The organism is Pantoea sp. Lu_F5_004, from assembly GCF_051136245.1.
Taxonomy (GTDB): domain Bacteria; phylum Pseudomonadota; class Gammaproteobacteria; order Enterobacterales; family Enterobacteriaceae; genus Pantoea; species Pantoea agglomerans.
This window is the reverse complement of sequence record NZ_CP194946.1, coordinates 2,281,339-2,295,323: the sequence shown is the minus strand read 5'-3', so window position 1 is coordinate 2,295,323 and position 13,985 is coordinate 2,281,339. Positions and strand designations below refer to the sequence as shown.

Genomic DNA, 13,985 nt, shown 5'->3' with positions numbered 1-13,985 from the left:
CCAATCTGAACCTGAACAAAGAGTAGCCAATTTATTCAGGCATTGAGAAACGATGCGGATGGCTCCGCAACCGGTTATTTGTGTGATACAGAGGACTGGAACAGCCTGCAGCAGGTCGGGTAAGGTGAGAATAACGCGCGCGAATACCGTCCCGGCAGCAGGGTGCCAATCAGATTATTACGTTATTATATTGTTGATTTATTACAGATTTGTTGACCCGGATGAGTATATGCTCACGCGGGTCAATATTCAATAACTTATTGTTAGGGCGCTAACTAAAAAGTCAGTGTGTCACTGATTATCCTGGCAGGCAGGTTGCGCAGAGGCAACAACAGTTTGTGCGCTTGCGGCACGCTGCATGGCGTAACCCATCAGCGCCAGCACAATTGTCACCGTCATCATCAGTGTAGTGGTAAATAGCGGCTGCGTTAAACCGGCCGATACCGCCAGGCTGGCAGCGAAACAGAGTCCTAACTGCAGTGTATTCTGCAACGCGGCGGCTTTACCGGTAGCTGTCGGGAAGGGCATCAGCGCACTGGACACCACAATCGGATAGATCGCGCCGTTAGCCAGCGCCATACCGCAGAACGGAACCATCAGACTCACCAGCGTGCTGCTGCCAGCAAGCGCAACAGCAAACAGCGCCAGGATGCTCAGGCTGTAGACGCCCAGCAGCCAGGGCAGCAACTGTGCGCCGTTAAAGCGGTTGAGCAGGGTGCGACAGCCGAAACCGCCAATTAAAAAGGCGAGCGTCTGGGGCACATAACTCAGACCGATATCGGCGGGCGACAGACCCAGATCCGCCAGAATAAAGGGCGATCCGGTCAGCCAGGCAAAGAAGCTGGCGGAGCAGGCGGAATAGATCAGCACGTTGCCGCTGTAGACCCGGGATTTAAGCAGCGTGAAAAAGCCCGGCTGCGCACCTTTTTCTCCCGCTGCCTTGCGCACGGTGGGCAGACGCAGCGTGGTCAGAATCAACGCCACCGCAATCAGGGTCAGCACCAGGAAAATCGAACGCCAGTGGAAGTGGCCGATCAGCCAGGCACCCAGCAGCGGAGCCAGCGCCGGAGAGAGCGCAACCAGCGGCATAATGGTGGCAAAGACTTTGTTAGCGCGTGCTGCAGGATAGCGATCCACCACCAGCGCCTGCCAGCTTACGGCAGCGGCACAGACACCAATCGCCTGGACAAAACGCAGCGCCAGCATCAGATAGATATCATTCACCCACAGCATGCCTGCGCAGCCAGCGCCAAACATGGCCAGTCCGGCCAGCAGCACCGGTTTACGGCCGATGCGATCGGAAAGCGGTCCCCAGAAGAGCTGACCCACGGCGAAGCCGCCCAGGAAGAGACTCATACTGGCGCTGATCAGACCGGGTGAAGTGTTAAAGGTTTGCTGCATCGCACCAAAGGCGGGCAGGTACATATCAGTGGCTAAAAAGCCCAGCATGCTCAGCAGGGCAAGGTAGGGCATAAACCCTTTATTCGACAGCATCTGATTCTCATTTTTGCAGGATAAACGCGGCAGAGTGTAAAAGGTGCGTTTGCTGCTGTGAAACGGTAATATTTGCCGATTGCTGTTAAAATTTTTGAAGGAAAATTATGTGGTCAGAATATGCATTAGAGGTGGTTGACGCTGTCGCCCGTGGAGGGAGCTTCAGCGCCGCCGCGCAGGAGTTACATCGTGTGCCCTCTGCCATCAGCTATACGGTGCGTCAGCTGGAAAACTGGCTGGCGGTACCGCTGTTTGAACGGCAGCATCGCGAAGTGGTTCTGACCCCGGCGGGTGAGCATTTTGTCCGGGAAGGACGCAGCGTCATCAAAAAAATGCTTGCCACCCGGCGACAGTGTCAGCAGCTGGCTAACGGCTGGCGCGGCCAGCTAAGCATAGCCGTTGACCGTATCGCTAAACCTCAGCGCACCCGACAACTGGTCAAAGATTTCTATCGCCACTTTCCCGATATGGAGCTGATCATCAGCTATGAAGTCTTTAACGGCGTCTGGGATGCGCTGGCCGATGGCCGGGTGGAAGTGGCGATTGGTGCCACGCAGGCAATACCGGTGGGCGGACGCTTTGCTTTCCGGGATATGGGCACGCTTAACTGGCGCTGCGTGGTTGCGCCCGACCATCCTCTGACACAGGCGAGCCAGATAGATGATGACACGCTGCGTAGCTGGCCGTCCCTGGTGCTGGAAGATACTTCACGCGCACTGCCGCGTCGTATGACATGGACGCTGGATAACCAGCGCAGGCTGGTGGTGCCGGAGTGGCAAACCGGGCTGGAGTGCGTGCAGGCGGGATTGTGTGTGGCGATGGTGCCGGGCCATCTGGCCAGGCCACTGCTCGACAGTGGCGAGCTGGTTGAACTGACGCTGCCGGTGGCGTTTCCGGACAGCCCATGCTGCGTCAGCTGGGCAGAGGATCGCGCATCACCGGCGACAGGCTGGTTGCTCAGCTATCTGGGTGATGCGCAAACGCTTAATCAGGAGTGGTTAAGCGAGCATTAACGGCGATAGTCGCGGAATGGGCCATCGGCCACGGAACGGCGCTCAATCAGCGTCGGATGGACCTCAATCGTTTGTGACACTTCGCGCTTACTGGTAATGCGGTCCAGCAGCATTTCCAGCGCTTTCTCACCCAGCTGGGCTTTAGGCTGATGCACCGTGGTCAGGGCCGGTGCAAAATAACGGGCGTTGCGCACATTGTCATAGCCGATCACCGAAATATCCTGGGGGACGCGCAAACCCATCTCGTCGGCGGCGCAAATCGCGCCCATCGCCATGATGTCACCGCCACAGAAAACCGCCGTCGGACGCTGCTTCTGCGACAGGATCTGCTGCATCGCCTGATAGCCTGACTCCGGCTCAAAGTCACCCTGCACAATCCACTCGGCGCGTGGCTGAATACCCGCTTCTTCCATCGCCTTCAGGAAACCAGCATGACGTCCGCCACCGGTGTTACGCTCCATCTGACCGGGGATAGCACCAATATCCCGGTGTCCGCGTTCAATCAGATAGCGTCCCGCCAGATAGCCGCCCTGGAAAGCATTATCCAGTACCGTGTCGGTGAAGTCGGCGCGCGACTCGCCCCAGTCCATTACCACCATCGGGATATTGCGATTCTCTTCCAGCATCTGCAGCAGATCGTCCGGATATTCAGAGCACATCACCAGCAGCCCATCGACGCGTTTCTGCGCCATCATGCTGAGATAGGCGCGCTGTTTTTGCAGATCGTTATGCGCATTACCCAGAATCAGCGTATAGCCTTTGTCAAAACAGTGATTTTCAACCGCTTCGATAATTTCAGCGAAATAGGGCGCTTCGCTGGAGGTGGCAAGCAGGCCCAGTGTCTTGGTGTGGTTCACTTTCAGGCTGCGCGCCACGGCGCTCGGCGAGTAGTGCAGTTCTTTAATCGCCTGCCAGACCGCGTTGCGCGTCTCTTCAGCCACAAAGCGGGTTTTATTGATGACGTGCGAAACGGTGGTCGTTGAGACGCCAGCGCGTTTCGCCACATCTTTAATTGTTGCCATGAAAATCGGACTCCAGTGCTTATCTAACTCTATGATAAGCGTAGTGTTAAACGTTTGCGTCTGCTCAGGGTTTTTTCCGCAAAAATGCAGCTTTCCTGGCCAGTAAACAGGCCGCTGGCGTAATAAAAACGCCTGAAAACGTGCGCAAACGGAATCAGGGTTGCGCGCGTTGCGCAACAAAGGCGGGATTCTAACAAGGCTGAACGGATAAAACGAGATTTTTACCGGGCCCTGTGGGAAAATGCGATACCCCTGCTAATTGTGTGACTAAGGAGGAAGCAATGAGTACCGATCTTAAACTGGCTTTAATGACCACCGCGGGCTGTCTGCTGATGATTGTGGCCTTTAGTTTTACCGCTATTCTGCACTAATAAAAAAAGCCGGGATTATCCCGGCTCTCTTCTGGTTGTTCCGCTGCTCAGCGTATGGTTTTCGGCGTCATCACCCGACGGGCACCAATATAGTGGCGCTGCCAGTAATCTTCTCCTAACGCGCTGATCTGAATATCTTTGCCGGTGCGTGGCGACTGGATAAACTTGCCATCACCCAGGTAAACGCCGACATGGTCCGCAGTACCGCGTCCATTGATACGGAAGAAGACCAGATCGCCTTTCTCCAGCGACTCACGCTTGATCGGCGCGGCGTCACGCAGGTGGTACATCTCGTTAGCGGTACGTGGGATTTTAAACTTCACCAGATCTTTATAGGCGTACCAGACCAGGCCGCTGCAATCGAAACCGGTATGGGGAGAGGTACCGCCCCACTGATAGGGTTTACCCAACTGACCCATCAGCTTGGTCATCGCGGTTTCGCGGGCCTTCTGATAGCGCTGACGGTGAGATTTGCTCATCTTAATCGTGCCGGTCTCGCTGGTGGTGACCTCAGCGGTTTTCAGCAGGCGCTGATGACCATAACGTTTTTTCTCTTTGTTCTTACTGAGACGGGCGGTTTTTAGCGAGGTCTTCTTAGCAGGCGTCTGTTTCGCGGTGAGTTCGACTTTTTTCAGTTTTTTTGTTTTTAATTTTTGAACCGGGCTGAGGCGAGTCTTTTTCGTCACCGTTTTCACCGGGCGACGCTTGCGACGCTCATCTTCGCGTGCACTCTTTTTCTCTGCTTTATGCGTACTGACGTTCACCGGCGCGTGAGGCGACGCAGCGGCGATGTTGAAAAACAGTTGCGCAAAGGCCAGCATGAAAAACGTAATGATTAAACGCATAGTCCGTTGATTAGTTAAGTTGTCAGGGCCACTACGCACCGCGACAAAGTTGAGATTAATCTGATCCAGGATCAGCGCCCAGGCCATTCTAGTCCAGTTCTTTTAAAAACTGTAATGCCTTTTAATATTAATCTTTGCAACTCACATAATCGTGCTGAAAATGAACATTTTCAGCGTCTTATATCAACGAAATTATTACGAATTATTAATCTGTTACCTGCTGTTAATAATCAGGTATTCAGGTGTTCCGGAGCATGACTTAACAATGATGGCGATTTAATCGGGCAGCGATCAAAATCTCGTTTTCAGTCACGCTGCGAAGTCGCTACAATAAACAAACACGATGTGACGAATTAAGGAAGGCAATTATGAGTACTGTAGAAAAAATTCAGCGCCAGATCGCAGAAAACCCGATCCTGCTGTACATGAAAGGTTCCCCGAAACTGCCAAGCTGCGGTTTCTCTGCACAGGCGGTGCAGGCGCTGTCAGCCTGCGGTGAGCGTTTTGCTTACGTGGATATTCTGCAGAACCCGGACATTCGTGCCGAGATGCCGAAATTCGCTAACTGGCCAACTTTCCCGCAGCTCTGGGTCGATGGCGAGCTGGTCGGTGGATGCGACATCATCGTTGAGATGTTACAACGTGGTGAGCTGCAGACGCTGATCAAAGAGACCGCAGAAAAATTTAAAGAAGCAGAATAAAAAAAGGCCGACATCATGTCGGCCTTTTTCATTGCGGCATCCCTTATGCGGATGTCGTGGCTTCTGCATCGCCTTCCGCGAAGGGCAGTGGCCAGCCGCCTAACCGTTTCCAGCGGTTCACCAGCTCGCAGAACAGCGTTGCCGTCTGCTGAGTGTCATAGAGCGCAGAATGCGCCTGCGTGCTGTCAAACTCCATTCCCGCCGCAATACAGGCCTTCGCCAGCACCGTCTGACCCAAAACCAGCCCGCTCAGGGCCGCGGTGTCAAAGGTGGCAAACGGGTGAAACGGATTGCGCTTCAGGCTGGCTCGTTCCGCCGCCGCTGACATAAAGTTCAGGTCGAAAGTGGCATTGTGCGCCACCATAATGGCGCGATTGCAGCCGCTGTCTTTAATGCCCTTACGCACCATTTTGAAAATAGCGTGCAGCGCCTCATATTCACTGACCGCGCCGCGCAACGGATTGCTGGGATCGATGCCGGTAAAGGCCAGAGCTTCGGGATGCAGCAGCGATCCGACAAAAGGTTCGACGTTGAAATGCAGCGTCTGGTCAATCTGAATCCATCCCTCTTCATCCATCTTCAGCGTGATAGCGGCAATCTCCAGTAACGCATCGGTTTGCGCATTGAAACCCGCGGTTTCAACGTCGATCACCACCGGATAGAAGCCACGGAAACGTTGATTGAGTGCATTAGGGGAATTCGATTCAGACATCAGGATCTCGTTGCAGAAAAAGGGCAGCGCGTATTATGGCAAAAAACGGGGCCGGGTGCAGCAGATGAAGCGCAGAGAAGGGGATTCAGCCCACCCGATCGGGCAGGCTGACAGGCAGGTTTAGTTGCCGAGGCCGTTACCGGCATCTTTGTTTTCGATCAGCTCGATTTTGTAACCATCGGGATCTTCAACAAAGGCAATAATGGTGGAGCCGCCTTTAACCGGGCCAGCTTCACGCGTCACGTTGCCGCCATCTTTGCGGATACGTTCGCAGGCCGCTGCTGCGTCATCAACGCCCAGCGCAATATGACCATAGGCATCACCGAGGTCATACTTATCGACGCCCCAGTTATAGGTCAGTTCGATCACCGCACCTTCGCTCTCGTCGGTGTAGCCCACAAATGCCAGGGTATATTTGTATTCGGTGTTTTCGCTCTGACGCAGCACGCGCATGCCCAGCACACGCGTGTAGAAATCGATTGAACGTTGCAGATCGCCAACGCGCAGCATGGTATGAAGTAAACGCATAACATCCTCTTTTAAATAAAACGCCATCGCCCGATGACTCAGGCGCTAAGTATAGCGATGAAAATCGCTATTGAATAATGGCTGCCGTCATCATCCCGGACGGCAGCCCGAACCGGTTACAGCGTCGGGTAGTCGATATAACCTTCCGCGCCGCCGCCGTAGAAGCTTTCCGGACGCTGTGGATTGAGTGGGGCATCCTGCTGCAGACGCTCAACCAGATCCGGGTTAGCAATGTAATCGCGACCAAACGCAACCGCATCGATCAGACCGCGACCAATCAGGTCATCCGCTTTCTCAACGGTATAGGCACCGGCACCAATGATGGCACCCGGGAAGAGATCACGCACTTTCTGACGGAAGGCGTCGGTATAAGGCTGACCGCCGGCCCAGTCTGGCTCGGAGAGGTGCAGATAGGCGATATTGCGTTTTGCCAGCTCGCCGATATACCACAGCGCCGCTTCCTCTTCATCCGGGCCGTTGTCCAGATTCTGGAAGCTGCCGATAGGTGAGACGCGAATACCAATGCGATCGGCTGACCAGTTAGCGATCACCGCATCAACCACTTCCAGCGCAAAGCGGCCGCGTTTTTCGATGCTGCCGCCATATTCATCAGTACGCTGGTTTGAGCCTGGTGCCAGGAACTGGTGCATCAGGTAACCGTGCGCCGAGTGCAGCTCAAGCAGGTCAAAGTCCGCTTCACGCGCGTTGGCTGCGGCCTGGCCAAAATCTGCCACGATCTGCTTAATCTCTGGCACTGTCAGCTCACGCGGCGTTGAGGTATCTTCGCGATAGACGCTGCCATCTTCAGCACGCAGTGAGGTACGGGTGCCAGCGGCAATCGCCGATGGCGCAACCGGTGCTTTGCCTTCCGGCTGCACGCTGTTATGTGAGATACGACCGGTGTGCCATAACTGTACTGCGGTGTGACCGCCAGCCTGATGCACGCCTTCGTTAATCGCTTTCCACGCTGCAATCTGTGGCTGAGTATGTAAGCCTGGCGCACCGGCATAGCCTTTCGCCTGGAAAGAGATCTGGGTCGCTTCGGTGATGATTAAACCGGCGCTGGCGCGCTGGCGATAATATTCAGCCATCATCGGGGTAGGGATGTCGCCTGGCTCAATGCTGCGCAGACGGGTCAGCGGTGCCATAAATACGCGGTTTGGGACAGTAATTGCACCGACTTTTAGCGGACGAAACAGCTGGGTACTCGCCATAATAGCTCCTGATTAGTAGACCAGTCGTCTACAAACATGTTTTTTAAAAATCAGTGGCGTTCAAGCCACTGTTCGATGGTACTCAATGCCAGACGCAGTGGCTGCGCCTCGCGGGAAATTTTGCTCTGCAGGCTGGCACCCAGCCACAGCAGCGACAGCAATTCCGCCATCTGCGCGGGGGGCTGCGGCAGGCTCAGCGACTCCTGCTGCTCTGCGGCAATCAGGGTCCGGGCGTAGAGTGCCGTGATCTTTCCGGCACCCTGCTGCAGTGCATCACGCATCGGCTCTGAGAGATCGCACACCTCCGCGGAGACTTTGACGCCCAGACAGCCTACGATGTGGCCCTGCTGAACAAACAGATCAACGGCAGCACGAAAGTGGTTAAGCAGGCGCTCACGCGGCGTGCCATCGGTCTGGTTAAGCTGCAACGCCACATCCTGCAGGTAACGCGCAAAATAGCGTTCCAGTAACGCCACGCCAAACGCCTCTTTAGAACGGAAGTAGTAGTAGAAGGAGCCTTTCGGCACCGCCGCCTGCGTCAGCAGTTCGCTGAGGCCCATTCCGGTAAAGCCGCGTTGCAGACAGAGTTGCTCACCTGTCTGGAGCAGGTGTTCGCGGGTTTCGTTGCGTTGTAGCGTCTTATTCATGGCAGTGAGATTAGTAGACCAGTCGGTCTAATGCAATGCAACCCTTTATATTTGGCACAGAGTGTTCACTCCTGAGTCAAAGAACAGGATTAATTCTGGCCGGGTGGGGCTTACTTCCTGCGCAACCAGGCTACGCTTTTTACTGGACTGTTTATTCTGTGAATCCGGAGGCGTGGTGGCTGAGCAGCTTGAGTTTTTCCCGGTTCCCAGCCCCTGTCGCGGCATCTGCCAGACTGATGCGCGCGGCTACTGCCTGGGATGTTTACGCAGCCGCGATGAGCGGTTCAACTGGCTGCGCTTCAGCGATGCGCAAAAGCGTGAAGTCATTCGTCTTTGTCAGCAGCGGCGTCAGCGTCTGCAACGGCAACAGAAAGGCGAGGAGCCGCACGCGCCACAACAGCCGGAGTTATTCTGACGACTTTGCGCTTTCCGTTATACTCTCTGACACGCTAATTTCAGCCAACGCGCAACAGGGAGAACGTCATGTTAGAACCGCAAGCCATCGCTTCACAGGGGCCCGATTTTTCACCGCTGGTCATGGGGTACTGGCGTCTGATGGAGTGGGGGATGTCACCACAGGAGCGGGTCGCCTTTATTGAGCACCATGTGAGGCTCGGCATCACCACCGTTGACCATGCGGACATCTACGGTGACTACCAGTGTGAGGCGGCGTTTGGCGAGGCACTGAAACTGGCACCTGGTTTGCGCGACCAGCTACAGATTGTGACCAAGTGCGGCATCGCCACCCGCGCCCAGCCTGAGCATCAGATAGGCCACTACATTACCGACAAACGTCATATCCTTCAGAGTGCTGAAAACTCACTGCGCCATATCCATACCGATCGTCTCGACCTGTTGCTGATCCATCGTCCCGATCCGCTGATGGAGGCTGACGAGGTGGCCGAAGCCTTTATGGCGCTGCATCACAGCGGCAAGGTTCTGCATTTTGGCGTTTCCAACTTCTCACCATCACAGTTTTCCCTGCTGCAATCCCGCCTGCCGTTCTCGCTGGTGACAAATCAGCTGGAGATCTCACCGGTGCAGCAAAGTGTGCTGCTGGATGGGTCGCTGGATCAGTGTCAGCAGCTGCGTATTCGTCCGATGGCCTGGTCCTGTCTGGGTGGCGGCCGCCTGTTTAACGATCCCCATTTCCAGCCGCTGCGTAACGAACTGGAAGTCGTGCGGCAGGAAACCGGTGCCACCAGCCTGGATCAGGTGGTCTATGCCTGGATACTGATGCTGCCATCTCGCCCGCTGCCAATCATCGGCTCAGGTAAAACGGCGCGGGTCAGCGAAGCCGCCGGGGCACTGGATTTATCCCTGTCGCGTCAGCAGTGGTTCCGTATTCGCAAGGCGGCGCTGGGATTTGATGTGCCCTGAAGCGTAAAACTGCGTCAATCTCCGGCAAAATAGCGCAACAGCGACCAGACTTATCTCAAACCCTGGTATGCAAATGGAGTCACCATGAAAATGAAAGCAGTTGCCTTATTCGCACTGATCGCCTGCGGCTCAGCACAGGCTGCCAGCGAGCAGGTTACGATCCATCAGGTTACCGCTGAAGGGATTGGAAAATCGCTGGGCACCGTTAAGATTGACGAGACACAGTATGGTCTGCAGTTCACGCCGGATCTGCAGGGGCTTCAGCCAGGCATTCATGGTTTCCATGTCCATGCCAAAGGCAGCTGTGAGCCGGGCGAGTCTGAGGGCAAAGTGGTCGCCGCCGGTGCGGCGGGTGGGCACCTTGATCCGGCCAACAGCGGCAAACATCTGGGGCCTTATGCAGAGGGGCACCTGGGCGACCTGCCCGCAGTCTATGTCGATGACAAAGGCAGCGCCACTTATCCGGTGCTGGCGCCGCGTCTGAAATCGTTAAAAGAGATCAAAGGCAAAGCGCTGATGGTGCACGTCGGCGGTGACAATCATGCAGACCATCCTAAACCGCTGGGCGGTGGCGGGGCACGCTACGCCTGCGGTGTCATCTGAGTTTCCGGGCGGCAGGCGATGGCCGCCCGCTTTTCTCCTGCCTGTTTATGAATTGTTGTACCATCCCTGACATTTCCCCCCTATGATATTGATTCAGGTAAGAAAGCGTGATGGGGAAAGGAGCAGGAAAATGAAATTCAAGGGCGCATTACTGCTGTGTCTGCTGCTGGTGGGATGCGATAAACCCAATGATACGCAACTGGTCACCGAAACCGGACGCGAACTGCAGCGCACCATTGATACCAACCCGATGCGTATCACCTGTGAAAAGATCGCGAAGGGTCGTGAATGGCTGAGCCGCAATATGGTGCATAAGCTGGAAGCGCAGGGTTGCGATCAGGTCTTTCGCAGCGCCACCGAAACCAATTTCACGGATAGCACCATCTATCGCCGCACCATGACTATGGTGTGCGGTGGCATTCATGGTCAGAGTTTTACCGGTACCGAACTGACACGCCGGTTTATCTTCTCACCCGATGAGAAAGTGCTGGTGATTGAACCGATGACCGAAATGGATAAAACCCGCTTCGAAGGCCATAAAACGCTGCAACAGCTGCAGGATGATTTTAACCGGCAACAGCAGCAATATTGCCAGTGATCACTCCGGCACCGCCTGCTTCAGTTGTGCCAGTGAGCAGCGTAACCGCCAGATAATCCCCGCCAGCTCGCTGGCCTCGTTGCTTTCCCGCGCCAGTAATGCGGTGATGGTCTCCTCCAGCTCCGTCAGCATCCGATCCAGCGAGCTGTGGCGGACGCCTCGGCTGCTGATAATCTGCTGTAAATCTTGCAGGCAGTGATCGCGAAACCCCATCAGTGCGGCTGAACCGGTGCGCCATTCACGCAGCTGCCAGACAATATGCGAGCAGTTGAGCAGCACCACGCCCCAGCGCAGTAGCCAGACGCGTGCCTGCTCGTCCCGGCTGTGACTGAGCTGGCTGATACGGTGGTAAATCTGCGATTCGAAGCGGCTCTCGCTGAGCCGGGGCCGCTGCCGCAGCTGATCAAGAAACGTCAGCCGCAGCGCCCGGATATGTCGTCGGCTGCGCCGCGCATCGGAGCTGGGTCGCAGAATCTGGAACGCCAGCCAGGCGAGCAGCACCCCGCAGACTTTGGCGATGTTATCGTTAAAGAAGTCCTGATAATCCCAGGTGGGCGGGTTAGTCACCGCGATAAACGAACCCATAAAGACGATGAACTGTCCCCACATCCCGGCGCGCTGTTTCTGCTGCAGCTTAAAGAGTTGCAGCGTCACCAGCAGCGGGAACAGAAACAGCAAAAACTGCCACAGCTGACTAATCTGCACCATCAGCCCAAACTTCATCACAAAACTAAACGCAAACAGCCACAGCAGGGTTTTCAGCAGCAGCGTGACGCTGCCGCCAGGTGAGGGTGATGAAGCGTAGAGCACACAGGCTATGGCGGTTAAGGTGAGCGCGGCGGCACCGGAAGACCATTGCGTATTGATCCAGAAGGCGCAGCCCAGCACGATAACGCAGAAAGTACGCAGGGCGCTCCAGCCCGCCTCGGCACTGTCACTGTCGCGCGCCAGCGCCGGAACCGGCGGTGGCTGAAAGCGGGTGTCGGCATCGGCGCGATCCAGCAGGCGGATCCAGCGCTGCACGTTGAGGTACATCCAGCAGAAGTAACGCAGCCGCTGACAAAAAGCGCGCTGCCGGTAGTCGCCATCCGCTGCCGGGGTTACGCTGCGCAGGATTTGCGCCAGACGATATTTATCACACGCCGGTTTCGCCAGCTCCGCCAGCAGTTGTTGCAGCGCCTCAAACAGCGCCTCTGGCGCGTCGGGCCAGTTCAGCAGCATACGTCGCAGGCTGGAGAGCACGCTGGTGAGTCGCAGCTGCTGGTGCAGCACATAGTTCAGCACGTTGTTCTGTCGGCGAAAGCGGTAGTGGCTCCAGAACGCCTGAATCCGCAGCAGATTCATGGTCAGGATCTGGCTGATGACATTTTCATGCGCGGTCCGGATGGTCTCGCTGGCTGAGGGCTGCAGCAGTAACACCGCATGTTCCAGCAACCGGGCATGCATCTGTTTCAGTGAGGTAATCAGCGTCTCACCATCGGAGGTACTGGGCAGTACCATCATCATCAATCCGGCGCAGAGAATGCCGGAGATCACCTCGCAGACACGTGCCTGAGCGATGGTCCATAGCGAGGTGATATCGGTGATATTAACGCTGCTAAAGGCGATGATGGCGGCGGTGTAGCCCGCCAGCGAAAAGGCGTAGGCGACGTTATTCTGGTAGTGGTTCGCTATGCCGGTGCAGAGCGCCAGCCAGCCGGCAATGGCGAAGGTAAACAGCCACGGCTCATTAAGCGTATGTCCGGCGATCAGCAGCGCAGCGCTGGCCCCCATCAGACTGCCAACGATGCGCCCCAGGCTTTTACTGATCGCGCCGCCGACGGTGGGAAAGCTAATCACGGCGGCAGAGGTCATTGCCCAGTACGGCTCATCAAGATCCAGTGCGTAGGCGATGCTCAGCGCCAGACACATCGCAATAGCGTTTCGCAACGCATAGCGCCACTGGCCGGCGTTAGCCTTAATCCAGGGCAGTTGATCCCAGGCCAGCCACTGAAAATTCATGGCTGGATGGTGATGGTGCAGCTGGTTCCCGCCACCAGGTCTGCATCGGCAGGGAGCGGGTCGAGACGAATGCGCACCGGTACCCGCTGCGCCAGCCGCACCCAGGGCACGTTGGGTTTGATATCGGGCACCAGGCCGCTGTCGGTCTCAATGCTCTGGTCATAGATGGCGCGGCCAATGCTATCCACCTGACCCTGCAGCCGCATGCCATTACTGTAGAGCACCACCTGGGCCGCTGCGCCTGGGTGAATATGGCGCAGTTTGGTCTCTTCGAAGTAGCCCATTACGTAGTAAGAGTGGCTGTCGACCAGAGCAAACAGAGGCGAACCCGCTGTGGCATAGTTGCCGGGACGCAGCGTCAGATTGGTGATCCAGCCATCCGCCGGTGCGGTCAGCGTCGTCTGCTGCAGATTCCAGCGCGCCCGTTCCCACTCCGCCTGTGCCGCTTTGGTGCTGGCGGCCGCCGCGCCGGCGCTTAATCGCGCGGCATCAAGGTCCTCTGCGGAGATGATGTTGCGCGGCAGACTGCTGCGACGGTTAAATTCATGCTGCGCTTTCGCGAGATCCGCCTGCGCTTTGCTGAGCTGGGCGGCGGCATTGTCGAGCGCGATCTGCCACGGCACCGGGTCCAGCGTTAACAGCAGCTGGCCCTGATGCACAAACTGATTGTCTCTGACCTTCAGTTGCGTAATCCGGCCCGACACCTGAGGCGTGATATCCACCAGCTCTGCCCGTACTTTCCCGTCACGGGTCCAGGGCGACTGCATGTAGTAGTTCCAGAGCCAGCCACCGGCCAGCAGCGCCAGGGCAAACACAATCAGCGTGGAGAAGTATTTTACCGCGTTAAATTTCATAT

16 protein-coding genes are annotated in these 13,985 nt (G+C 56.3%); 7 read left to right on the top strand and 9 right to left on the bottom strand.

Features of this window, described 5'->3' with window-relative positions:
• Positions 1-291: 291 nt before the first annotated feature.
• Entirely contained in the window at positions 292-1,494 is a 1,203-nt protein-coding gene (gene punC, locus ACR8BN_RS10635) for a purine nucleoside transporter PunC (protein ID WP_039391828.1), read from the bottom strand.
• Between the two features lie 107 nt (positions 1,495-1,601).
• Between punC and punR the strand changes: the two genes are divergently transcribed.
• Positions 1,602-2,507 carry a DNA-binding transcriptional activator PunR gene (gene punR / locus ACR8BN_RS10630; RefSeq protein WP_010245598.1) on the top strand — a complete coding sequence of 302 codons (906 nt, stop codon included), beginning with the start codon at positions 1,602-1,604 and terminating at the stop codon, positions 2,505-2,507.
• Here punR and purR read toward each other — a convergent pair.
• The gene (gene purR, locus ACR8BN_RS10625; protein ID WP_010245595.1) at positions 2,504-3,529 is read right to left on the bottom strand and encodes an HTH-type transcriptional repressor PurR; all 1,026 of its coding nucleotides are present in this window, start codon (positions 3,527-3,529) and stop codon (positions 2,504-2,506) included. The genes punR and purR overlap by 4 nt on opposite strands.
• A 281-nt stretch (positions 3,530-3,810) precedes the next feature.
• On the opposite strand from purR, the gene ACR8BN_RS10620 reads away from it, so the two are divergent.
• Entirely contained in the window at positions 3,811-3,900 is a 90-nt protein-coding gene (locus ACR8BN_RS10620) for a YnhF family membrane protein (RefSeq protein WP_010245592.1), read from the top strand.
• Positions 3,901-3,947: 47 nt separating this feature from the next.
• Here ACR8BN_RS10620 and ACR8BN_RS10615 read toward each other — a convergent pair whose 3' ends face one another.
• Positions 3,948-4,745 (bottom strand): C40 family peptidase, encoded by a 798-nt coding sequence (locus tag ACR8BN_RS10615; RefSeq protein ID WP_434747580.1) that lies wholly within the window; start codon positions 4,743-4,745, stop codon positions 3,948-3,950.
• Between the two features lie 365 nt (positions 4,746-5,110).
• Here ACR8BN_RS10615 and ACR8BN_RS10610 point away from each other — a divergent pair, with 365 nt between their 5' ends.
• Entirely contained in the window at positions 5,111-5,446 is a 336-nt protein-coding gene (locus tag ACR8BN_RS10610; protein WP_170933470.1) for a Grx4 family monothiol glutaredoxin, read from the top strand.
• A gap of 43 nt (positions 5,447-5,489) precedes the next feature.
• On the opposite strand, the gene rnt is transcribed toward ACR8BN_RS10610, so the two are convergent.
• The 4 genes from rnt to ACR8BN_RS10590 all read right to left on the bottom strand — a co-directional run bounded on the left by rnt (position 5,490) and on the right by ACR8BN_RS10590 (position 8,547).
• Positions 5,490-6,158 (bottom strand): ribonuclease T, encoded by a 669-nt coding sequence (rnt, locus tag ACR8BN_RS10605; protein WP_010245582.1) that lies wholly within the window; start codon positions 6,156-6,158, stop codon positions 5,490-5,492.
• 120 nt (positions 6,159-6,278) lie between these two features.
• Complete coding sequence (gene gloA, locus ACR8BN_RS10600; protein ID WP_010245580.1) at positions 6,279-6,686, bottom strand: lactoylglutathione lyase; 408 nt, start codon at positions 6,684-6,686, stop codon at positions 6,279-6,281.
• A 116-nt stretch (positions 6,687-6,802) separates the two neighbouring features.
• Positions 6,803-7,900 carry an alkene reductase gene (locus ACR8BN_RS10595; RefSeq protein WP_010245578.1) on the bottom strand — a complete coding sequence of 366 codons (1,098 nt, stop codon included), beginning with the start codon at positions 7,898-7,900 and terminating at the stop codon, positions 6,803-6,805.
• Positions 7,901-7,950: 50 nt separating this feature from the next.
• The gene (locus tag ACR8BN_RS10590) at positions 7,951-8,547 is read right to left on the bottom strand and encodes a TetR/AcrR family transcriptional regulator (RefSeq protein WP_039391834.1); all 597 of its coding nucleotides are present in this window, start codon (positions 8,545-8,547) and stop codon (positions 7,951-7,953) included.
• Between the two features lie 175 nt (positions 8,548-8,722).
• On the opposite strand from ACR8BN_RS10590, the gene ACR8BN_RS10585 reads away from it, so the two are divergent.
• From ACR8BN_RS10585 to ACR8BN_RS10570, 4 genes are all read left to right on the top strand, one after another.
• Positions 8,723-8,962: a DUF1289 domain-containing protein gene (locus ACR8BN_RS10585; RefSeq protein WP_010245573.1), complete on the top strand. Its 240-nt coding sequence runs from the start codon at positions 8,723-8,725 to the stop codon at positions 8,960-8,962.
• 68 nt (positions 8,963-9,030) lie between these two features.
• Positions 9,031-9,927 carry an aldo/keto reductase gene (locus ACR8BN_RS10580; protein WP_137227604.1) on the top strand — a complete coding sequence of 299 codons (897 nt, stop codon included), beginning with the start codon at positions 9,031-9,033 and terminating at the stop codon, positions 9,925-9,927.
• A gap of 84 nt (positions 9,928-10,011) precedes the next feature.
• Complete coding sequence (sodC, locus tag ACR8BN_RS10575) at positions 10,012-10,530, top strand: superoxide dismutase family protein (protein ID WP_010245567.1); 519 nt, start codon at positions 10,012-10,014, stop codon at positions 10,528-10,530.
• A gap of 130 nt (positions 10,531-10,660) precedes the next feature.
• Positions 10,661-11,128: a hypothetical protein gene (locus ACR8BN_RS10570; RefSeq protein ID WP_031590459.1), complete on the top strand. Its 468-nt coding sequence runs from the start codon at positions 10,661-10,663 to the stop codon at positions 11,126-11,128.
• Here the strand turns inward: ACR8BN_RS10570 and ACR8BN_RS10565 are convergent, their stop codons facing one another.
• Both ACR8BN_RS10565 and ACR8BN_RS10560 read right to left on the bottom strand, forming a co-directional pair.
• Positions 11,129-13,129, bottom strand: a complete 2,001-nt coding sequence (locus tag ACR8BN_RS10565) for an FUSC family protein (RefSeq protein WP_208442748.1) — start codon at positions 13,127-13,129, stop codon at positions 11,129-11,131.
• Positions 13,126-13,983 (bottom strand): efflux RND transporter periplasmic adaptor subunit, encoded by an 858-nt coding sequence (locus ACR8BN_RS10560; protein WP_143990165.1) that lies wholly within the window; start codon positions 13,981-13,983, stop codon positions 13,126-13,128. Before ACR8BN_RS10560 ends, ACR8BN_RS10565 begins: the two co-directional genes overlap by 4 nt.
• Positions 13,984-13,985 lie beyond the last annotated feature (2 nt).